The organism is Butyricimonas sp. BSD2780061689_150309_C8 (assembly GCF_015560935.1).
In the GTDB taxonomy this organism is placed as follows: domain Bacteria; phylum Bacteroidota; class Bacteroidia; order Bacteroidales; family Marinifilaceae; genus Butyricimonas; species Butyricimonas paravirosa.
The window spans coordinates 351,931-374,506 of sequence record NZ_JADMSV010000002.1 but is presented as its reverse complement, the minus strand read 5'-3'; the positions used below and the strand labels follow the sequence as shown (position 1 = coordinate 374,506).

Annotated in this window: 21 protein-coding genes; 14 read left to right on the top strand and 7 right to left on the bottom strand. The window is 44.4% G+C overall.

Annotation, left to right across the window (positions count from 1 at the left end; all coding sequences use genetic code 11):
* The first annotated feature begins 53 nt into the window (after positions 1–53).
* The 14 genes from I2I33_RS04175 to I2I33_RS04110 all read left to right on the top strand — a co-directional run bounded on the left by I2I33_RS04175 (position 54) and on the right by I2I33_RS04110 (position 16,558).
* Positions 54–629: a flavin reductase family protein gene (locus I2I33_RS04175; protein ID WP_087419853.1), complete on the top strand. Its 576-nt coding sequence runs from the start codon at positions 54–56 to the stop codon at positions 627–629.
* Between the two features lie 20 nt (positions 630–649).
* Complete coding sequence (locus tag I2I33_RS04170) at positions 650–1,342, top strand: SIMPL domain-containing protein (protein ID WP_162613710.1); 693 nt, start codon at positions 650–652, stop codon at positions 1,340–1,342.
* Positions 1,343–1,471: 129 nt separating this feature from the next.
* Positions 1,472–2,068 (top strand): uracil-DNA glycosylase family protein, encoded by a 597-nt coding sequence (locus tag I2I33_RS04165; RefSeq protein ID WP_087419855.1) that lies wholly within the window; start codon positions 1,472–1,474, stop codon positions 2,066–2,068.
* 4 nt (positions 2,069–2,072) lie between these two features.
* Complete coding sequence (locus I2I33_RS04160; protein ID WP_087419856.1) at positions 2,073–2,855, top strand: isochorismatase family protein; 783 nt, start codon at positions 2,073–2,075, stop codon at positions 2,853–2,855.
* Positions 2,856–2,867: 12 nt separating this feature from the next.
* Positions 2,868–4,028: a nicotinate phosphoribosyltransferase gene (gene pncB, locus I2I33_RS04155; RefSeq protein ID WP_087419857.1), complete on the top strand. Its 1,161-nt coding sequence runs from the start codon at positions 2,868–2,870 to the stop codon at positions 4,026–4,028.
* Positions 4,028–4,390, top strand: a complete 363-nt coding sequence (locus I2I33_RS04150) for an arsenate reductase family protein (protein ID WP_162613711.1) — start codon at positions 4,028–4,030, stop codon at positions 4,388–4,390. Before pncB ends, I2I33_RS04150 begins: the two co-directional genes overlap by 1 nt.
* A gap of 13 nt (positions 4,391–4,403) precedes the next feature.
* Positions 4,404–5,066 carry an HD domain-containing protein gene (locus I2I33_RS04145; RefSeq protein WP_087419859.1) on the top strand — a complete coding sequence of 221 codons (663 nt, stop codon included), beginning with the start codon at positions 4,404–4,406 and terminating at the stop codon, positions 5,064–5,066.
* A gap of 119 nt (positions 5,067–5,185) precedes the next feature.
* Positions 5,186–5,719: an RNA polymerase sigma factor gene (locus tag I2I33_RS04140; RefSeq protein WP_087420604.1), complete on the top strand. Its 534-nt coding sequence runs from the start codon at positions 5,186–5,188 to the stop codon at positions 5,717–5,719.
* 67 nt (positions 5,720–5,786) lie between these two features.
* On the top strand, positions 5,787–6,977 hold the full coding sequence (locus tag I2I33_RS04135; protein WP_087419860.1) for a FecR family protein: 1,191 nt from the start codon (positions 5,787–5,789) through the stop codon (positions 6,975–6,977).
* 196 nt (positions 6,978–7,173) lie between these two features.
* Positions 7,174–10,827, top strand: coding sequence for a SusC/RagA family TonB-linked outer membrane protein (locus I2I33_RS04130; RefSeq protein ID WP_087419861.1), 3,654 nt, complete (start codon positions 7,174–7,176; stop codon positions 10,825–10,827).
* A 31-nt stretch (positions 10,828–10,858) separates the two neighbouring features.
* Positions 10,859–12,232 carry a RagB/SusD family nutrient uptake outer membrane protein gene (locus tag I2I33_RS04125; protein WP_087419862.1) on the top strand — a complete coding sequence of 458 codons (1,374 nt, stop codon included), beginning with the start codon at positions 10,859–10,861 and terminating at the stop codon, positions 12,230–12,232.
* A gap of 16 nt (positions 12,233–12,248) precedes the next feature.
* Complete coding sequence (locus I2I33_RS04120; protein ID WP_087419863.1) at positions 12,249–12,452, top strand: hypothetical protein; 204 nt, start codon at positions 12,249–12,251, stop codon at positions 12,450–12,452.
* A gap of 19 nt (positions 12,453–12,471) precedes the next feature.
* Positions 12,472–13,752: a hypothetical protein gene (locus I2I33_RS04115; RefSeq protein WP_087419864.1), complete on the top strand. Its 1,281-nt coding sequence runs from the start codon at positions 12,472–12,474 to the stop codon at positions 13,750–13,752.
* A 169-nt stretch (positions 13,753–13,921) separates the two neighbouring features.
* A complete protein-coding gene (locus tag I2I33_RS04110; protein WP_195666736.1) occupies positions 13,922–16,558 on the top strand; it encodes a zinc-dependent metalloprotease in 2,637 nt (878 codons plus the stop codon).
* A 197-nt stretch (positions 16,559–16,755) separates the two neighbouring features.
* Here the strand turns inward: I2I33_RS04110 and I2I33_RS04105 are convergent, their stop codons facing one another.
* The 7 genes from I2I33_RS04105 to rsfS form a co-directional block, all read right to left on the bottom strand.
* The gene (locus I2I33_RS04105) at positions 16,756–17,445 is read right to left on the bottom strand and encodes an RluA family pseudouridine synthase (RefSeq protein ID WP_087420605.1); all 690 of its coding nucleotides are present in this window, start codon (positions 17,443–17,445) and stop codon (positions 16,756–16,758) included.
* An 85-nt stretch (positions 17,446–17,530) separates the two neighbouring features.
* On the bottom strand, positions 17,531–18,346 hold the full coding sequence (gene panB, locus I2I33_RS04100) for a 3-methyl-2-oxobutanoate hydroxymethyltransferase (protein WP_087419866.1): 816 nt from the start codon (positions 18,344–18,346) through the stop codon (positions 17,531–17,533).
* 31 nt (positions 18,347–18,377) lie between these two features.
* On the bottom strand, positions 18,378–19,049 hold the full coding sequence (locus tag I2I33_RS04095; protein ID WP_087419867.1) for a phosphatidylserine decarboxylase family protein: 672 nt from the start codon (positions 19,047–19,049) through the stop codon (positions 18,378–18,380).
* Positions 19,050–19,085: 36 nt separating this feature from the next.
* Positions 19,086–19,901: a phosphatidate cytidylyltransferase gene (locus I2I33_RS04090; protein WP_087419868.1), complete on the bottom strand. Its 816-nt coding sequence runs from the start codon at positions 19,899–19,901 to the stop codon at positions 19,086–19,088.
* Complete coding sequence (locus I2I33_RS04085; protein ID WP_087419869.1) at positions 19,888–20,097, bottom strand: DUF2007 domain-containing protein; 210 nt, start codon at positions 20,095–20,097, stop codon at positions 19,888–19,890. Before I2I33_RS04085 ends, I2I33_RS04090 begins: the two co-directional genes overlap by 14 nt.
* Before the next feature lie 58 nt (positions 20,098–20,155).
* Positions 20,156–22,135: an ATP-dependent zinc metalloprotease FtsH gene (ftsH, locus tag I2I33_RS04080; protein ID WP_087419870.1), complete on the bottom strand. Its 1,980-nt coding sequence runs from the start codon at positions 22,133–22,135 to the stop codon at positions 20,156–20,158.
* Positions 22,136–22,143: 8 nt separating this feature from the next.
* Positions 22,144–22,500, bottom strand: coding sequence for a ribosome silencing factor (gene rsfS / locus I2I33_RS04075; RefSeq protein WP_087419871.1), 357 nt, complete (start codon positions 22,498–22,500; stop codon positions 22,144–22,146).
* Between the last annotated feature and the right edge of the window lie 76 nt (positions 22,501–22,576).

Genomic DNA, 22,576 nt, shown 5'->3' with positions numbered 1-22,576 from the left:
TCTTTTTTTAGCTGATCTTTTCCTTTATCTTTGCCTGCATAAAATAGATTGACATGAAACATAACTGGAAACCGGGAAATATGATTTATCCTTTACCTGCCGTGTTGGTGAGTTGCGGGTGTGAACCGAGTGAATATAATGTGCTGACGGTGGCATGGGTGGGAACGTTGTGTACGAATCCACCGATGTGTTATATTTCGGTGCGGCCGGAACGATATTCGTACCCGATTATTCAGAAGAACGGGGAGTTCGTGATAAACTTGACCACGAGGGATATGGCGTATGCCACGGATTGGTGTGGGGTACGTTCCGGGAAGGATTATAATAAATTTGAAGAGATGAAGTTGACTCCGGGAAAGGCAGAGGTGGTGAAGGCCCCGATTATTGAGGAGTCGCCGGTGTCGATCGAGTGCCGGGTGAAGGAGATCATTCCTTTGGGGTCACATCACGTGTTCATTGCTGACGTGGTGAACGTGCAGGCGGACGATCGTTATCTGGATAAGGATAGCGGGAAGTTTGAGTTGGCGAATGCTGATCCTTTGGTATATCTGCATGGTGGATATTTTGAGTTGGGAGAAAAAATTGGTAAATTCGGGTGGTCTGTGGAGAAGAAAAGGAAAAAGAAATAATCATTTAAAATTACCGCATGATGAAAAAGACGGTTTTGTTGCTCGTGTTATATTTAGGAACATTGGCTTTGGGGATGGCTCAAAGTAAAGAAAACGATTTTTTGGATCAGCCTTATATCGAGGTAACAGGGACGGCCATGATGGAAGTGGTTCCGGATGAAATTTACGTGAAAATCATATTGAGGGAAAAGGATCAGAGAGGGAAGACGGAGTTGGAGCAACAGGAGAAAAAGTTGTTCCAAACGTTGCAAAAAGTAGGGATTGATGTGAAGAAGGATTTAGCCGTGAGGAATATGGCTGGTAATCGCTATAAATTGAAAAGCGGGGCTATGAAGTTGAGAAAAGAGTACGTTTTGTTGTTGCATGATGTTAATACGCTAGAGCGTGTTTTTGCGGGATTGGAACAGATGGGTGGCGTGGAGGCCGAAGTGGAACGGGTGGATCATTCACAGATTGAGAAATTGCGTCGGGAGGTTAAGGAGGATGCGATAAAGGTGGCAAAGGAAAAAGCGACGGGCTTAGCTGCGGCGATCGGTCAGAGTATAAAAGAAGCTATTTATATCAGGGAAGAGCATTGGGGAGGGATGGCTGCCCAATATATGTCGAACGTGGCTCTTGATGCCGGTCGGGGAAGTGCCGATGCCGGAGTGAATTTTGAGAAGATCAAGTTACAGGGGACTGTTTTGGTACGGTTTAAGTTGTGGTATAAATAATTTGAATCGGAACTTATTTGTTTAGGTATATAAATTGTGAAATTCATAATCTCTTTTACCTTTGTAGAAAATATAAAAGAGGAAAGGCATTTTTTAACAAAAATGTTGTAGAAAACGTAGAAGTTGGTAATGGAGATAAAGAATCAACATATAGAAGTAGAAAAGCATCCGTTAGAGCCGTTCTTGCCGGCAAATGCCAAGTTGTTGATGCTGGGAAGTTTTCCACCGCCAAGAGCGAGGTGGTCTATGGAGTTTTATTACCCGAATCTGCAAAATGATATGTGGAGGATATATGGGGTGTTGTTTTTCGGGAATAAAGATTATTTTTTAGAAAAGGGGAAGAAAGCCTTTAGCCGGGAACGGTTAGTCGCTTTTTTGGAAGAAACCGGGGTTGCCTTGTTTGACACGGCGATGGAGGTGATTCGTCAACGGGGAAATGCGTCCGATCAGTTTTTGGAGATTGTTACTCCCGTGGATTTGGATGCCGTGCTGAAACGAATTCCCGAATGTAAGGCGATTGTAACCACGGGACAGAAAGCAACAGATACTTTGCTGGCCTTGGTCGGGGCTGAGGCTCCTAAAGTGGGAGGTTTCAGTGATTTTGAATATAAAGGGAGGGCTTTACGGTTGTACCGGATGCCTTCGTCTTCACGGGCTTACCCGAAGCCTTTAGAGGATAAAGCGGCAGAATATCGGGTGATGTTTCATGATTTAGGAATGTTGTAAGAAGATGAAGACAGTATTGTTGGTAGTGGATATGCAAAATGATTTTTGTTTGCCTTCGGGTTCGCTTTACGTGCCGGGGGCAGAGAAAGACGTGGAGAGGTTAAGTCGGTTGATCAAGGAGAAAATGACTGTTATTGATAAGATTATTCTCACGGCAGATGAACATCACGTGATGGACATCGCTCATCCGTTCTATTGGAAGAACAAGCGGGGAGAGCATCCGGCTCCTTTTACAACTATTTCATGGTGGGAGGTATTGTCGGGAGAGTGGATTCCTTTCGGGGATAGAGAAGAGGTAATTGATTATTTACGTCGATTGATTGAAAACGAGGAATATAAGCATATGATTTGGCCGGAACATTGTCTGTACGGGAGTGAAGGGGCAGCCATAACCCCCGTGTTGATGGAGGCCGTGACGTGCTGGGCCAGAGAAGGAAAGTATTACGAGGTGGTGGAGAAGGGCTTGAATCCTTCAACCGAGTTTTTCGGTGCTTTTCGGGCAAATATTCCTTTGGATTATGCTGCTGATACAAAGTTTAATATGAAACTGAAGGACGAGCTAGAGTCGTATGACGTGATCTGGTTGGCCGGAGAGGCAAAAAGTCACTGTGTGGCAAACACGTTGAGGCAGTTGTTTGATTATCCGGAGGTAGTTCAGCGACTGGTGATACTGGAAGATTGTATGGGCAATATTTCGGGATGCGAGGATTTAGCTATTCCAATTTACGAGAAGGCCGCCCGGATGGGGGCTCGTTTTGAGACGTCGGAATCTTTATTGTTTTCATAAAAAGGGGGTAATATGATCATCCATGATTTTTTGGATAATGATTTGTATAAGTTCACGGCAATGAATGCCATACAAAAGAAGTTTCCGGATTCGGAAGTGGTTTATCGTTTCGTGAACAGGGGAAATACGAGTTTCCCTCCCGGTTTTGCTGATGCTTTGAAAAAAGAGGTGGAGGCTATGGCGGGAGTGGTACTTTCAAAGGAAAACGAGAAGTTTATGCGAGCAAAATGTTATTATTTTGATTCGGTGTTTTTCGACCTTTTGAAAGGTTTTCGTTTTAATCCTGCCGAGGTGAAGGTGAGTCAGGAGGGTGGAAAGCTAGACGTGGAAATTCGAGGCTTGTGGTACCGGACCGTGTTGTGGGAAGTTCCTTTAATGGCGATGATCTCCGAATTATATTTCCGGATGACGGGACAGGTTGCCCGTGATTTGGAACGAAATGCAACGGAGAAAGCAAGAGCCTTTGCGGATATAAAAGCGGAAATTTCCGAATTCGGAACCCGGAGAAGATACTCCTTTGACGTGCAGGATCGGGTGATCGGCATATTGAAAGAGAATATGAAGGGCTTGTTGAACGGGACAAGTAATGTTTATTTTGCCATGAAATATGACTTAATTCCGATGGGTACTCATCCCCACGAATGGTTCATGTATCACGGGGCGCATTTCGGTTATCGGTCGGCGAATGCCTTGGCGTTGGAAAATTGGGTGGATGTTTATGACGGTTATTTGGGTATAGCCTTGACAGACACGTATACTTCCGATAATTTCTTTAATAGTTTTGACACGAAGTATGCCAAGTTGTTTGATGGTTTACGTTGGGATAGTGGTGATCCTTTTGAATTCACGGAGAAAGCATTGGAGCATTACCGGAAACATCGGGTGGACCCGAAAAGTAAGACGATCGTGTACAGTGATGCGTTGGATCTGGAGGGAGTGAAAAAGATCAAGGCTTTCGTGAACGGACGTCTACATGACGTGTATGGAATCGGAACGTATCTCACGAATGATGTGGGGGTCACACCATTAAATATGGTAATCAAGTTATTTGAATGTCGTCCGAAAGGGAGCGAGGTGTTTTTGCCTGCCGTGAAGTTGTCGGATGTAGAGGGAAAACATACGGGTTACCCGGACGAGGTCGATTTATGTTTGAGAATGTTAAGATTAAAATGATGAAAGGATATTTATTTTTGGAGTACCCGGCGTGTGGTACTTGCCGGAAGGCGAAAAAGTGGTTAGACGAGCAAAAGGTGGATTACACGGATCGGCATATCGTGGAAGAACGCCCGACACGGGAGGAATTGAAAATATGGTTCGAGAGAAGTGGTTTACCGTTGCGGAAGTTCTTTAACACGAGCGGGTTGTTATATAAATCCATGCAGTTGAGAGAGAAGTTGGACGGGATGAGCGAGGAGGAACAATTGGAGTTATTGGCGTCTGACGGGAAGTTGGTGAAACGTCCCTTGGTTATCGGGGAGGATTTCGTGTTGGTGGGATTCAAGCCGGAAGAGTGGGAAAAGGTATTGTTAAAATAATAGATAGTTTTTTATGTTAGTTACGTACGAGGATATACGGAATGACGAGAGTATAAAGTGTTATATCACGGAGGCCGACAAGGCCTTGTCCGCTTTAGGATATACAGAACATTCATTCCCCCACGTGGTGAAAGCGGCGACGATGGCGGAGATGATTTTATTAACTTTGAATTACCCGAAGCGAACGGCCGAACTGGCCAAGATTGCCGGGTATATGCACGATATTGGCAATATCGTGAACCGGATTGACCATGCACAGAGTGGTGCGGTAATGGCATTCCGATTGCTGGACCGGATGGGGATGGACCCGGCGGAGATTGCAATGGTCATCAGTGCTATCGGTAATCATGACGAGAGTACGGCTGCTGCCGTGAATCCAATAGCCGCCGCCTTGATTTTGGCTGATAAAACGGATGTGCGGAGAAGTCGGGTGCGTAATCAGGATTTTGCGAGTTTTGATATTCATGACCGGGTGAATTATGCCGTGGAAGAATCCAAGATTTATTTTAATGAAGATCATTCGGCTATTATTTTGGATTTGAAGATTGATACTTCTATTTCGGCCGTGATGGATTATTTCGAAATCTTTTTGGGGCGGATGATGTTAAGCCGAAAGGCTGCCGAGTTTTTGAATATCAGTTTTGAACTGGTGATTAATGGTCAAAGGTTGTTGTAAATAAACCTTGTGATATTTTTCAAAACTTTTTGCGTGTGAAGGAGTGGAATAAGCAATTGTGGTCGTGTGGAATATTATTATAAAATGTTTATATTTGCGAAAGAACAATGCTTTTCATTATGGCTATCGTATCGCATAAAGAGTTTAAGGCTTTCTTCGAGACTTTTTTTATTCCCGTTTACACGTTGATGCAACGCTACACGGGCGAGCGTGAATTGTCGAGAGATTTCACGCAGGAGGCATTCGTGAGAGTGTTCGAGCATCGGGGAGAGTTCGAGACGGAAGAGAATGCCAAAGCTTTCTTGTACACCGTAGCCCGTCGTATCTATCTGGATCATTGTAAGCATCAAAAGATAGAAAATCAGTACCAGAATCGGGTAAACGAGGAAGATCCCGAAGAATATGATTTTTTGAAGGAGGTTACTCAACAGGAGGTGTCCCGAATATTGTACGATGCTGTTGATAAGCTACCTTCACAGACACGTTCGATTATTTTATTGAACTTGAAAGGATTTAACAACACGGAAGTGGCAGAACGGTTAGGTGTTTCCGTGAATACAATTAAATCATTGAAAAAGAGTGCTTACGTGACGTTAAGAACCTTGCTGTCAAAGGATCTTTTGATGATTTTATTCGTTTTAGTCGATAAATAATTTATTTTTACACTCACCCACTTTTTTTTCTCAATCGTCTTCTTAATAAACGCTAAATTTAAATCGTATGAATTTGCTAAGAAGACGTTTTAAAATTGCTCATTTGATTGCGGAAGAGTTTGCCGGGGTGATTACGAAAGAGAATCAAGCCCGGTTGGAGCAATGGCGTGTAGAAAACCCTGCCCATGCGAAAGAATATGATGAGATCCGGATATATATCATGACGGAAAACGAGCGTAGGAAGAAAGAAAAACAAACAGTAAAGAATGAGTGGCGGAAATTTGAGCGTGTTCATTTCAGAAAGTATGTTATTTGGAGAAGAATAGGCCGATGTGCGGCTATTATGGTGATGCCTTTATTGGTGTGCGGGTATTTCGTGTCTTCCGAGTGGAAATCTTCGGAAGTCACGATTGCTGGCGACGTGGAAATTATTCCGGGGACAGGAAGAGCCCAGTTAATTATGGCTGACGGAAGATTCTTGAAATTGGAACAAAAAGAAGATATGAAATTGGATTTACCCGGGGTAAAAGTAGTTGCGACGGGAAAGAAAATTGTTTACCGAGCAATAGAAGAAGAAACGAGTACCCCGAAGGTGGAGGAGTACAACACGTTGGTTGTACCTCGCGGGGGAGAGTATATGCTGGAATTGTCGGATGGGACGAAGGTGTGGTTGAATTCCGATTCCGAGTTGCGCTTTCCTGTTACGTTTGTCGGGGATAGGCGAAGCGTGGAGATTGAAGGGGAGGCTTATTTTGAAGTAGCAAAGGATGAGGGGAAACCTTTTCACGTGTTGGCGAATGGGGCGGATATAAAAGTGTTGGGAACAAGTTTTAACGTGATGACTTACCGGGGACGTACGATTACGACTCTTGTCGAGGGTGAAGTTTGCTTGACGTATAAGGATGAATCAGTACTTATAGTACCGGATCGACAGGCCGAGGTGATCACGGAGACCGGAAAGATTTTGATGAGAGAGGTGGATGCAAGGAATTTCACGTTATGGAAAGATGGTGTGTTTTATTTCGAAAATGCGGCTTTGGAGACGATTGCCGAGCGTTTGTCACAATGGTATGATGTTAATATAATTTTTAATGATGAGGCATTGAAACAGTTGAGATATTCGGTTGAAATGAAACGCTATAATAATATTCAGGATTTACTAACTAAAATTGAAAAGACACAAAAAGTAAAGTTTCTAATTCAAGGAAAAAGTATTTATATTCATAAATGGTTGGAAGCCTACGATTTGCTAGAGTGAACCTTGAAAAGAAAATCCCTATAATAGGGGATTTAGAGAACAGATTTCAAAGGTTACTTTTGTCAAAAATTTACTAGCATAATCGAATTCGAAAAATTGTAATGTAACTTTAAAATGATGCAAGCAGGTAATGTAGCCCCATTACCTGCCTACTAAGCTCATCATTAAATGAAATGTGAAACCTAAAAGCAAAAGTATGAAAAAAAATGACAACCCCAACAGCTTGAGGAGATTCAAGTTGTGGAGAAAATTGTTAATCGTGAAGTTGCTGTGCGTGTGCTTGTTCTTGCAAAACACTGCTTTATCGGCAAGTGTTTACTCGCAAGAGTTAAAATTAACGTTGAAAGGGAATGATATTAGTCTGACCAATATCTTTTCCCAGATTCGGGAAAGTAGTGATTACACGTTTGTATATAATCTGGATGACATTCAAAATGTACGGGTGAAGTCTCTGGATGTGAAAGATGCATCTATCCGGGAGGTTTTGGACAAGTGCCTGAAAGGAACAGGATTTTCTTACGAGATCGAGGATCACGTGGTGATTATACGTCCGGATCGTCCGGCCAAGCAAGAGGTGAAAAAGGTGACCTTGAAGGGGATCGTGATGGATAAGGATTCCGTGCCGATAGCGGGAGTAACTGTCCTGTTAAAAGGTACTTATGTGGGAGTTACGACAGATGTTTCCGGGAGTTTTCAGATGACGATTCCCGAACAGAAGGAGATATTCCTGTTATTTTCGTTCGTGGGGATGGAAACGCAAGAGGTGAAGGTGACGGACGTGAATAAACCGTTGCGTGTGGTGATGAAAGAGAAAGTTGACCAGTTGGAGGAGGTGATCATTACGGGATATGGACAAACAACGAAAGATCGTTCGACAGGATCGACGGCCACGATTGGAGAAGAGGCTTTTACGAATAAGGCCATTCCCACGGTGGATATGTTATTACAAGGACAGGTTGCCGGAGTGAGTGTGATGGCGGTTTCCGGACGTCCCGGAGAGTCTGCTAAGGTGAGAATTCGGGGAACGAACACGTTGAGTGGTGATGCCGAGCCTTTGTGGGTGGTTGACGGGGTACCTTTGCAGCAAGATGTTCCGAAGATCTCCAGTAACCGTATTAATTCCGGGGGGCTGAATGATATTTTTGTCCGGGGGGTAGCGGGAATTAACCCGAATGACATCGCAAACGTGACGATCCTGAAGGATGCTTCTGCTGCCGCAATTTACGGTTCCCGTGCTGCCGGGGGAGTTATCGTTATCACCACGAAGAAAGGGAAACCGGGAAAGATGACCGTTAATTATGCCGCTAATTTTTCCATGGGGTTAAAACCTCAACGAGATGCAAAACTGATGAATTCATCGGAAAAACTGGCTTGGGAGCAAGAATTATGGGATGAATTCTCGGCAGATGCTTACGCTAACAATATCGAAAATAACAGAAAAGACCATGTTGCTATCGTGGGGCTTGTCGGGATGTTACGGGCTGGTAAGTTAGGAAAGAACAACACGCTTTGGACACATGATGATTTCGAGACGATGACAACCGCCGAACAGGATGCTTGTATCACGGAATTAAAGAAGAGTTCGACGGATTGGTTTGATGTGATTTTCCGTAATTCATTTTCCATGTCGCATAATATTTCTTTTTCGGGAGGTTCCGAGGATGTTACTTACTATGTTTCGTTAGGATATAATCAGAATAACGGTTTGGTAAAGGAGACCGATTACGAGCGGTATAGTATTAATACCAAGGTGAACACGAAACCGACGAAACGGATAGACTTGGATTTCGGGATTGATTTGGCTAAACAAAAATCCAGAGGGGCCTCCATGAACGTGAATCCTTTTCAGTATGCCTATTTTGCTAATCCTTACGAAAAACCTTATAACGAGGATGGCAGCTATCGTGCTGATATGACTTATTTCCTTTTGGGATCTTTGAGTGACGGGGTGGGTGCCAATATACCAATTGTGCCGGCCAATGGTTTTAATATCCTGCGGGAGATGCGGGAAACATCGGGGGATGCCGACCAGTCGAATGTAGTGGTACGGGTAAATCTGAAATATCAGTTTACGGATAAGATTCGATTTGATGGTCTGGCCTCGTACACCTACACGAATAATCGCATGGTGGATATTAAAAAACAGGATTCCTACGCGGCTTTTGAAGATCATCTTTATTTTGATGATAATAACCGGGAATTGATTCCTTACGGGAATATCGAACGGTCGGAGTCTAACGCCGATAGTTATAGTGCCCGTGGATTTTTCACTTACGATGATATATTTGGCAGTCATCGGCTTTCATTGCTGGCAGGAGCCGAGTTACGGGGAGATAAAACGGTAGCTACTTCTCAAAAACGATATGGGTATGACCATGTTACGGGAAATTCATCTATTCCTCTTCCACCTAATCCATCGGTAAATGACGTGAATCGTTATGCCGAGTTGATTGATTTGTTGTCTAGGGAAGCTACCACGGAGAACCGTTTCGCATCGTTTTATGCCTCGCTGGATTACGGGTTCATGGAGCGTTATCTGATGAGTTTGACCTTTAGGACGGATGGGTCCAATAATTTTGGTAGTGACGAACAGTTTAACCCGACGTGGTCTTTGGGATTGTTGTGGCATATTGACAGAGAGTCTTTCATGTATTCGCTTTCCCCGGTGATCAGCCGCTTAAGTTTGCGGGCAGCCATGGGATATACGGGAAATATCGTGAAATCCGTGAATAAAGAGTTGGTGCTTGGTTATTCAACAAATTACTGGGAAGGTTTACGTACGGGAACGGTAAGTGCGGCTCCTAATCCTAAGGTGCGATGGGAGAAGACGAGAGATATGAAATTGGCCCTTGATTTCGGTTTGTTTAATGACCGGGTTACTGGGTTGGTTGAAGGATATTACAGGAAAAGTACTGATTTAGTTTCAAGCGTGAATATGCTTTCCACGACTGGTTTCATTAATCAGCCTTATAACACGTCGACTGTCGTGAATAAAGGTTTGGAAGGAACTTTACGGGTGAAAGTACTGGACAGAAGAATGTACGGTTTGACTCTAGGAGGAAATATAGCATTGAATCGGAATAAACTGACTAAATTCAAACGAGACGGGGAGGGGATCATGACAGACGGAACATACGAAGGTTACCCGTTGGAGGCCGTGTTTACCGGACGTTACACGGGAATTGACCCGCGGGATGGAGTTTACACTTACGAGTTGCGCCCGGATGCACAAATATATCAAGGCTCGGATTTACAGGTAGCCGATAATTACCGTTATTATCGGGGGACTTCCATCGCTCCGGTGACAGGTGGTTTTAGCCTGGAGGCCCGTTATCGTAATTTCCGGTTGAGTGCGGGGGCTTATATCTCTTCGGGAGCGAAGATTATCAACAAGATAAATTCCCCGGCCAGTTATAGCGTTGTGACTTCTTATATCACGGGTGAAAAGCCACAAACGGCTTATAGTGACCTGTACAGGAATCACTTGAATGTTAGAAAGGACATGGTCAATCGTTGGAAAAAAGAAGGTGATACCGGTGTGAAATATCCCCGTGTTGTTGACTATTTGGGGCAACGTCTTTCGCTTGACGAGTATAACGTGACCAGGCAAAACATTACGGACGGAACTTATTTGGAGAATGTTTCTTTCTTAAGAATACGGGATATTACCTTGTCCTATAATTTGCCTCAGGACTGGACGCGGTATATGCGCCTTTCCTCTGTGTCGGTATCTCTCACGTTTAATAATTTCTTCACGTTCACGAACTATTCGGGGATAGACCCGGAAACTTCGGGAGCAATTTACCCACTGACTCGTTCTATTAATTGGGGTATAAACGTGGGTTTCTAAGTATACAAGTTAAATGATAGAAAATAGATTTATGAAAAAGGTAAGTTTATATATAGGTTTAGCGCTGTTTTTCGCTTTCACGTCCTGTACGGAATATTTGGACGTGAAGGATAAGGGACAGGTGATCCCGGAAACAGCCGAGGAGTTTTCTGCGTTGATCCATAATCATTTGCGGAATATAGATGAAGGAAATGATTTTGCGATTTTAGGGGCTTACACGACAACGGTTTCTTATGAAGGGTATTCCGATAATCTTGATGGCGATTTGAACACGACGGATCGGGTGCCTTTGTACGTGGGGACGGACATCAATAGTATGACTACCCGTTATGGAACGCTTTATTCTGTCATCAAGGATTGTAATATTATCCTTGATAATCTGGAGGATCAGACTTCTGAATTAGGGAAAAAGACGATGGCTATTGCTTACGCGTTGCGGGGGATTTGTTACTATAATCTGATGCGGGCTTATTGTGAACCTTACGATAAGGCGAAGGTTTCCACGATGAATGGGGTTCCGTTAGTGGTGACCTTTGACATGGAAGGTAAACCGGCTCGTTCGAGGATGCAGGAGACGATTGATTTTATTATCAATGATTTGACCACTGCAATCAAGATGAATCAGGCCGATAAACAGTATCGTTTTGATGTAAACGTGATGAAATTTTACTTGGCTCGGACCTATTTCTGGACACAGGAATGGGAACTGGCCGCCGCCACGGCCAAAGAAGTGCTGGACGTGTATCCTTTGGTGAAAGGGGAAGAATACGTGGCCATGATGCAGAGTGAAGTTGACCAGAAAGGGAATGAACTTTTACGTTCGGGGATTAAAAAACATTTGGGTTACACGGATTTGGAATTCGGTTACGTGCAAGGACGTCCGGTGTCACAAGGGTTGATTGATTTATTCACGGAAAAGGAAAATGATATTCGGTTTGATCTGTTCTTTACTAAAAAGTTATTGAATCGCAAGGCACTACGGTCCGTGATCCGAAGTGCGGAAATGTGCCTGATCATGGCCGAGAGTTATGCACATTTGAATAACACGAAAGATGCCCTTTATTATCTGAACCTCATTCGCTCGCACCGGATTTCGTCTTACACGGATTATACGGAGAACTCGTTACCGGTTGTAGATCAGAATGCTTTGATACAAACAGATGCCACGGGTAAGGCTTTAACTCCTTTGTTGGCCGCTATATTGAATGAGCGAAGAAAAGAGTTCTATATGGAGAATGGCGACCGTTGGTTTGAATTGAAACGAAATGGATGTCCTGAATTCTGGTGGGGATATGCCGGGGTGAAGTACGAGACGCAGAAGTTCTTGTACACCTTCCCGTTACCCAAATCGGATATAGCGTTGAATCCGGCATTGGAACAAAATCCCGGTTATGATGTGTATTAATTAAAATGAGACAGATATGAAGACAATAAAATATATAATCGCGATTATAGTACTTGTTTTTTCCTTGATGGGATGTAGCGAGAATGTGAAGGATATGCCGCCTCGCGTGACGGATGTTAACAATGAATTCCGGTTACCCTCTCCACCGAAGTTGACGAATGCGGAGAGTGATATGGTGCAGGCTAAAAGAGATGCCTATAATGAAGCTTATGGTGATTAACATGATAAAATAGCGAGTTATGCGAAAGATATTATTTATATATGTACTGATGCTGGCGACCTGTTTCCTGACAGCTTGTTCGGATGATGATAATAACGCTCCGACGTTAAGTTTTGGGCGTCCGATCTATATTTTGAAAGCGGCGGCACCTCTTGCCGTGGAGGTTATTTCTTCCGTTCCCGTGACAGAGTCTGTTAGAGTTCCTTTTGATATTTCGGGGTCGGCTATATTGGATGAGGATTACACGATCGAGACGGATGCTTTCACGCTTGAACCGGGGAAAACGATTGACACGATCTGGATTACCCCGAAGGAAAACGTGACTACCCGACGGGAAATTCGTTTGGCATTGAAAGAGGTGAACGGTTTCCAACTTTGGAACAACCGGGTAGCGATGATTCCTGTTGAGACGAAAGATGTTTTCTCGTGTTCTTTTGAGGATTCTAAATATGATCTGAAAAACGAGGTGATTGTCAAAATGGGATTAATGGTAAATGGAAAGATGTATTATACCCGGAATGACGAGGTTCGTGTTCCTTTTGAGATCGATCCGGCATCAACCGCAGTATTAGGGGAACATTATGAGATTGTTGGAGGGAAACAGGAGTTAGTGATGGTTGGGAACTATAAATCTACGGCCGATGTCACGCTCCGTTTCTTGAAAAATGAAGAAGGAAAAGATAAAGTGATTTTCCGTATGCAAGAAGGGGGATTGTTTGAACGAGGAAATAATGCGGCCACGACAATCACGGTTTCCGGTCCCACGACTTTTAAAGCGTTAGTTGGGAAATGGGCATTCAGCGAGATCACGAGCGAGAGTTTTATTCGTCGTATGGCCGGGTACGTTGACCCGAATGATTGTGATAATCTTCCATTAGACAATAGGTCTACCGATGTGATTCAATTTATTGCCGGAGCAAGTAATACGTTAAACGTGGATCAAGTACAGGGTGATCTGTTGAAGTATCTGCGGAATTGTGAGGCCGAGTTCGGGGAGGAAGGTCCTTGGAGGCTATATGAACAAACCGGAATGCCGTCTCGGGACGTGATTACCTTGTATTTGAGCAAGGCGAACGTGAATTATTCTGCAACGAGCATTGACGAACGTAGGGTTTTCGTGGGAGTGAGATTATTGAACAAAAATACCACGTTGGAATTGCGAATCGTGGATTATGAACCGACGGACTTCCTGACGAGATCATACTACGACCAGCTGCATCCCGGATGGGGTGAACCGGACGAGTTCCCGATGAAGGATCTTTTCCCGTTGGTGTTCCACTTTACGAAAGTCGAAGAGTAAGTTTATAAGGTTCATAAAGTTTGTAAGGTTTATAAAGTTTATGAACTCTCTACGGGAAGTTTTGTTCATGGCTGTTCTGATTACCGAAGGCCGCCTGTTACTTTATGAACCTTATAAACCTTACAAACTTTAGAACCTCTTTTAATGTCTTAATATAAAATTGAAAAGTATGAAAAAATGGATGCTAGTATTGTTCGTGGCACTTTTCGTGCTACCTTGTTCGCGGGATGCCGAGGCAGCCGGGCGGAAGAAGAAAGGTAAAAATGCCGTGACGGCTAAGGTGGTGGAGAAGAAGAGTGCTTATGACAAATTATTTCAGAAAAAATCGTGCGAGACGGTGAAGAGTAATTTCATCACCTTGCACAAGGTGGATGGGAAATTGTATTTCGAGATTCCGGTGAAATATCTGGGACGGGAAATGTTGTTTGCATCCACGTTGACCTCGACTTCTAGTAATGATTTTTGTGACGTGGGTTACAAGCAAAATGATCCGTTACACGTGCGTTTCACGAAGATCGACAGTACTATTTACCTGAATGAGGTAAATGCTTTCGTGACCTCGAATCCGAAAGAACCTTCTCTGAAAAAGGCTATCGACAAGAACTTTGCGGATGCCGTGTTGTACTCGTACAAGATTGCAGCTTACACGCCGGACAGTACGGCCGTGGTGATTGATGTGACACCGATATTCACGACGGATATGAAAGAATTTGCCTTTCTTCCGACGACGATCATGGGATTGATCCAGTTGAATTCTGTCTTTAACAAAGATGGTGTTGCTTTAGGGGAAGTCAAGGCGTTTGATGATAATTTGAGCGTGAAGTCCATGTTATCTTATAAAGTATCGTTGAAATTCATGTCGTTCTCGTTCTTGGATAATATGCCGTTGACGGCCACGGTGACCCGTTCTCTATTGTTATTACCGGAAGAGAAGATGCGTCCCCGGATTTCCGATTCACGGGTAGGTATTTTTATCACGAGTAAACAACACGTCTCCACGGAGAGGGATGGGATTCTGGATTACACGCTGGCCAACCGTTGGCGTATGGAGCCTAAAGATATGGCGGCTTTTCAGCGAGGGGAACTTGTGGAACCCGTGAAACCGATCGTGTTTTATATTGATGATGCTTTTCCGGAATTGTGGAAACAACCGATAAAGGAGGGTACGCTACGGTGGAATGAGGCTTTTGAGAAGATTGGGTTTAAGAATGCCGTGCAGGTACGTGATTTTCCGAAGGATGATCCTGAATTTGATCCGGATAACCTGAAATATTCCTGTATTCGTTATTTACCTTCTTCAACGGCAAATGCGATGGGACCGTCGTGGGTGGATCCGACGACCGGGGAAATTGTTAATGCCTCTGTTTTGGTCTATAACGACGTGATTCGTTTGATTAATAACTGGCGTTTCGTGCAGACGGCACAAATCGACCCATCCGTGCGGGCAAAGAAGATGCCGGATGACATCGTGAAAGAATCCATCGCTTACGTGGTGGCTCATGAGGTGGGACATTGCCTCGGTTTCATGCACAATATGTCGGCCTCTGCCGCTTATCCGGTGGATTCGTTACGTTCCGCATCTTTTACCAACACGTATGGGACAACACCCTGTATCATGGATTACGCTCGTTTTAATTACGTGGCTCAACCCGGAGACAAGGGCGTACGTTTGACCCCACCGGATTTAGGTGTATATGATTGTTTCCTGGTGAAATGGAACTATCAACCCTTACCACAGGTGAATGATGAATGGGAAGAACAAGCGATTCTTGAAAGTTGGGTGGACGAGAAAGCCGGAGACCCTCGCTATCGTTATGGAAGGCAACAGATTTATTCCCGTTATGATCCGAGTGCTATTGAAGAGGACTTGGGGGATGATCCGATGAAAGCCGGGGAGTACGGGATAAAGAATTTGAAATATATCTTGTCTAATCTCGGAGAATGGGTAAATGACGATGCGGATTTCACGCACCGGGAAGAGCTTTACAAACAGTTGGCGAATCAATACTATCGTTATATCATGAACGTGATGTATAACGTGGGAGGTATCTACTTGACGGAAGTGAAAGACGGAACGAAGGGACAGCGTCATGAGCCGGTTTCAAAGGAAAAACAACGGGCTTCTTTGGCGTGGATACTGAAAGAGTTCAAGTCTTCGGATTGGTTGAGCAAGACGGATTTGAAAAAGAATTTCGCCATGGGAGTGGACATGACTCCGGTACTGCAAAAAAAAATACTGGACCAGTTGGAACGTTTGACCGGAAATATCATATTGTCATCTCATCTCGCGTCTAATCCATACACGATTCAGGAATTCCTGACAGACTTGTATAATGGTGCATTTGAAAACACGGTGAAAGGACGGGCTTTGACGGATGCCGACAAGATGCTGCAACAATTTATCGTGGATGTTTCCGCCAGTTCGTTGAAAGATGCCGGAGGGGGAGCGTTGCGGATGCTGACGGATGCGGCTTATATGCCTTCCGTGGAAGAGATTGCGGCCTACGGGTTGGATGAAACCGGATTGATTAACAAATATCTTGATCAGTTCCGGCAAGTGGAGCAAGAACGTGGCCCCGGTTACGTGGCACAACAGATGGCGTTAAATGAATTCGGTTATGGCTATGGTTTCGTGCGGAAAGTGAATACCGGAGAGATAGATAATTCTAAAGTGTACTTGCAGGATATGGCTTTGAAGGCTCAACGGCTTTTGAATTCCAAGATTGCGGGGGCGACAGGTGACACGAAGATTCACTATCAATCGTTGTTGATGAAGTTGAATAAGTCTTTGAAGGATAGTAAATGATGAACGGGACTGTCCGATAAGTCATTTTTCAAAACTCCCTCCCCCCTTCGGGGTACTCCCTCTATAAACAGAGGGAGAGCTGAAAATACTCCCTGTCTTCGGGAAGAGTCACCAGCTCCTCCTCTGTTTATAGAGGAGGTGGCACGAAGTGACGGAGGAGTTTTTTGAAATAAAATGACTTTTTGGACAGTCTTTTTTTATGATTCTAAACTCTCGTAGAAGAATTTCCAAAGTGTATCATTCATAGGTGGAGGGGCGACGATCGTGATCTTTTCCTGTTTCACCGGATGAGTGAACGTGATTGACCGGGCGTGAAGACTGATTCCACCTCCCTCATTGGAACGGGGGAAACCGTACTTTAAGTCCCCTTTGATCGGGCATCCGATCTTTGCCAACTGGCAACGAATCTGGTGATGGCGTCCCGTGCAAAGTTTTACTTCCAACAAATAGTAACGTTGTCCGCATCCCAATAACTTATATTCCAGGATGGCCTCTTTCGCTCCACTTTTGGGTTTATTGTAAGCATAGGATTTATTCTTTTCAGCATCCCGCACCATGTAATGGATTAGTTTAGCATGATCCTCTTCGGGAAGATTACCCACGATCGCCCAGTATATTTTGGTGATTTCCTGATCATGTTCCTGGAACATCTTGTTCAGCCTTACTAGTGCTTTACTGGTTTTGGCGAACAATACGACTCCACTAACCGGGCGATCGACCCGATGAGGAATTCCGAGGTAAACATCCCCCGGTTTGCTGTACTTCTCTTTGATGTATGCCTTAACACGCTCGCTGAGAGGTTCGTCTCCCGTCTGGTCTGCCTGCACAATATCGGAAACCTTTTTATTGATAGCGATAATGTGGTTATCCTCGTATAATATTTCCAGATTCTTCATGTATTTTTGATTTATGATTTACGATTTATGATTCGTGATTTTTAATCTAAAATCTAAAATCATAAAATCTAAAATTTTAATATTGTTCTCTCTCGTTCGGGAAGTTTCCGCTTTTTACATCGTTGATGTAATTCCCCACGGCTCCTGTCATTTCAGCGTACAAGTTGTGGTAACGACGTAAGAATCGGGGAGAAAATTCCTGATTGATTCCCAGCATATCGTGAATCACGAGAACCTGTCCGTCAACGCCACCCCCGGCACCGATTCCGATGATCGGGATGGTTAGTTCTTTGGCGACTTGGGCAGCCAGTTTTGCCGGAATCTTTTCCAGCACGATGGCAAAACATCCGGCCTCTTCCAAAAGGTGGGCATCTTCGATCAGCTTTTTAGCCTCCGCGTCTTCTTGGGCGCGTACCACGTAAGTACCGAATTTATGGATACTTTGCGGGGTCAGTCCGAGGTGTCCCATAACTGGGATTCCGGCTGACAGGATACGTGTTACGGATTCAACGACTTCTCGTCCGCCTTCCAGTTTCACGGCGTCGGCACTTGTTTCCTTCATGATACGGATTGCCGAGCAAAGCGCCTCTTTACTGTTTCCTTGGTAGCTACCGAAAGGTAGGTCCACGACAACCAGCGCACGATCTACACCTCTCACCACGGATGCCCCGTGATAGATCATTTGATCCAGCGTGATCGGCAGGGTCGTTTCGTTTCCGGCCATCACGTTAGAGGCGGAGTCTCCCACTAGAATCACGTCGATCCCGGCATTGTCAATAATTTGAGCCATCGAGAAATCGTAGGCCGTTAACATACTTATCTTTTCCCCCTTGAGTTTCATTTCTGATAACACGTGGGTGGTTACTCTTTTTACTTTCTTTTGAACAGACATAGTAATAATGATTTACGAATCCTCGGTATGATTACTTGGATTCGGGTTCTTGAAATGTTCCGATAAGGGTTTGAGACCCTGTTACTTTTTGGCCGAGTTTCACGTCAATTTTAGTTCCTAACGGTAGGTACAAGTCTACCCGGGAACCGAATTTGATGAATCCGGCATGTTCGTTCTGGCGGGCTTTACCCCCGACCGGAGCGTATGAAACAATACGTTTAGCCATGGCTCCGGCAATCTGTCGCATCACGATTTCTTGTCCGTTGGTTGCCTCGATAGCAATGGTTGTTCTTTCGTTTTCCGTGGAAGACTTGGGCAGGTAGGCCGCCATGTATCTTCCTTGGTGATATTTGAAAAATTTGATTATTCCGTTGATAGGAAACCAGTTAATATGAACATTGAAGATGTTCATGAAAATGGAAACCTGTATACATTGTTTTTTCAGGTATTCGGGTTCGAAGGTTTCTTCCACGACCACGATTTTCCCGTCGGCAGGGGCGAGGATCGTGTTATCCTTCACGACAATGTGCCTGTTGGGGAAACGGAAAAAGTTTACCATCAAGAGGTACAAAATTCCGCTGACGATCAGTACCGCCCGGAAAACAATGATATTAGGGATGAAGGCATACACGAGTACATTGATGAAAGCAAAGAGTACGAATGCTTTGAACAATAATATATGACCTGCTTTATGTATCTTCATATTAATTTCGTTACGTTAGTAAAACAGCGGGCAAAGTTAATACATGAATTCCATATAAACAAAAATAGCGGGAATTGTGAATATGATTGCATCGAATCTGTCCAAAATGCCCCCGTGTCCCGGTAGTATGTTGCCGGAATCTTTGATCTCGATGCTACGTTTAAACAGGGATTCCAGTAAATCCCCGTATATCCCGAAAACAACCACGATACATGAAATAATGGCCGTGTCCCGGATCGTGTAACCCTCGATATATGGAGACACGCACAAACCGACAATAATGGTCATCAGTCCCCCGCCAATGGCTCCTTCCCATGATTTCTTGGGCGATATTCTGGGGAAAAGTTTATGTTTCCCGAGTAATGAACCGGAGAGGTAAGCGAAGGTATCGTTAACCCACACGAGCAAGAACGGGAAAAAGATGATTTCCGGCATCCATTTCCCCGAGGTCATGTAGGGTAGGTATATTAGCAACGTGAAAGGTAAACTGATGTACAACAAGGCGTAGTAGGAGAAGGCTATGTTCTGGAACCCGTTTCCCCTTTTCCGGTAGAGTTCACAGATAGACATGATGAAGGTCAACAGGAAAAAATAGAGATAGCCGTCCTTGTAATTGATGTAATTATGCAAGAATCCCACGGTGAACAGTACGCTCCCGCAAAGGATGCAGAAGAACAAGTTCACGTGGATGTTCATGTGTTTCGCCATCCGGCTGAATTCCATCAGGCCAAGAATGTTGATGATAAAGAACAGGATATAAAAACAAATGGGGTGTATGAAAATACACCCTGTTAGTACTACGACAAACAGCAAGCCGCTGATTGCTCGTTTTAAAAAATTACTCACGATCATAATAGTCTTTAATAACTTTCTTGGCTTCTTCCTGGTCATCCCGGCTGACCATCACGCTGATGTCGCCAAAGGTTTGGTAAGAAGAATCTTTTTGATTCAAAATCACGGCCGGGATTCCCGCCTCGTCCAGTAGATCTTTCACGATCCCTGCTTCGAGTTCGCTTGTTGTTGTGAAAACAGATACCCAATTTTCCATAGTCATCGGTTTTAAGTTTATACTGTTTTTTCCTGTCGGGAATCCTTCCGCCTTGCCGTTACAATTCTTCCGGCTGTTGTGTCTCCTCTTCTTCTGTCCACGGACGTTTCCCGAGAATATTTTCCAAGTCATCACTAAAGATAACTTCTCGTTCGATCAGCAATTCCGCCACTTGTCGGTGTTGTTCCCTATGATCGCTCAATAGCTGTTTGGCTCGCTCGTAAGCGGCAGAAACCATATCTTTTACCTCGGCATCAATCAACTCTGCAGTCTTCTCGGAATAGGGCTTGGTAAAGCTGAAATCGCTCTGACCCGTGGAGTCATAATAACTCAACATTCCCACCTTGTCGCTCATCCCGTAGATGGATACCATGGCGTAAGCCTGTTTCGTGGCACGTTCGAGGTCGTTTTGCGCACCCGTGGATATTTCCCCAAACACGATTTCCTCGGCTGCCCGTCCACCCAGCACGGAACACATCTGATCCAGTAATTGGTCTTTCGTGGTAATCTGGCGCTCCTGCGGCAAGTACCAAGCGGCACCCAAGGCTTTTCCTCGCGGCACGATGGTTACTTTCAATAGCGGGTGAGCGTGTTGCAGTAACCACGATACGGTAGCGTGTCCGGCCTCGTGATAAGCAATCGCTTTCTTTTCACTCGGTTTGATGACTTTGCTGCGGTTTTCAAGTCCGCCCACGATACGGTCGATAGAATCCAGGAAATCCTGTTTCTCCACGGCCGATTTATTTTTCCGGGCAGCGATCAGCGCGGCCTCGTTTGCCACGTTAGCGATGTCCGCACCGGAGAATCCCGGGGTTTGTTTTGCCAAAAAGGCGTAGTCAATGTCTTCGGCGAGTTTCAACGGTTTCAAGTGAACCTTGAAAATCTCTTCCCGATCTTTTAATTCCGGAAGATCCACGTATATCTGGCGGTCGAAACGTCCGGCACGCAACAAGGCACTATCCAAGATGTCTGCCCGGTTCGTGGCAGCCAGTATGATTACTCCCGAATTGGTTTCGAAACCGTCCATTTCGGTTAATAATTGATTCAACGTGTTCTCGCGTTCATCGTTGGCTCCCATGTTCGGGTTTTTCCCTCTGGCTCGACCGATAGCGTCGATCTCGTCAATAAAGATGATGCAGGGGGCTTTTTCTTTAGCCTGTTTGAACAAGTCGCGTACGCGGGAAGCTCCCACGCCGACAAACATTTCGACGAAGTCCGATCCCGACATGGAGAAGAACGGCACGTTTGCCTCTCCTGCCATGGCTTTTGCCATCAAGGTTTTACCGGTTCCCGGAGGGCCAACCAGCAAGGCTCCCTTCGGAATTTTACCTCCCAGTTTGGTGTATTTATCCGGGGATTTGAGGAAAGATACAATCTCTTCCACCTCTTGTTTGGCCTCGGCTAACCCGGCAACATCTTTGAAGGTAATCTTTATGTTGGATTCTTTGTCAAACAATTTCGCTTTGGATTTCCCGACATTGAAAATGCCGCCACCGCCGCCACCGCCGCCGGCTCCCTTGCTCATGCGACGCATGAAGAATATCCAGATACCCACGAAAATGGCGATGGGTAGGAATAAGGTGATGACTTCTCCCCACCAGTTGAAATCGTCTTTATAGTCAATGAACACGTTGGATGCCTCTTCCGGGAATTCTTTCTGTGCATCCTGTAAATTCTTTTCAAATTGCTCTAGTGTTCCGAAAGGCACGTAGTATTGCGGACCTACACTTTTTTGGTTAAATCCTTTTGCTACCAGGTCGCTGTGGGTTTCCACTTTCTCCGGTTTCAAGGTGATTTCGGCTTTACCGCCATTTCTGACGATGTAAATATCCTTTACCTCACCTTTCGCTAAAAGGTCTGTTTTAAACTTCTGCCACGAGATCCGTTCCGGATTCGAAGGCATACTGAAAAATTGAATCCCGATAATGAAAGCGGCAATGATGATAAACGACCAGTAGCCGCCGAATTTCGGGCCTTTATTGTTTTTCCCCCCGACAGGAGGGAAGTTGAAACTATCCTTTTTGTTATTTTCTGCCATATTTAATTTTAATTTTCTTCTACATTCGTTATTTCCGCGTCAGCCCAAAAATCTTCAATTTGATAATAATCTCGTTGTTCTTTTTGAAATATATGTACAACCACATTTCCGTAATCCAACACCACCCACTGGGCTTGTTGTTCTCCTTCCACGTGTAATGGTTTTTCTCCCAATTTCTCGTTGGCTTCGTCGTAGACAAAGTCTGTAAGACTGGCCACGTGCGTGTTGGAAGTTCCATGACATATTACGAAAAAACTACAGAAACAGTTCTCAATTCTTCTCAAATCAATTTTTACAATATTAACCCCTTTATTTTTGTTCAGCGTTTCAATAATTTGTTCCACTAATTTTTCTGCTCCACTCATTCTTTAAAAACTAATTTCTAATTAAGGTACAAATATACATTTTAATATTTAATCCAAACGTGTTTTGTAAGTACAC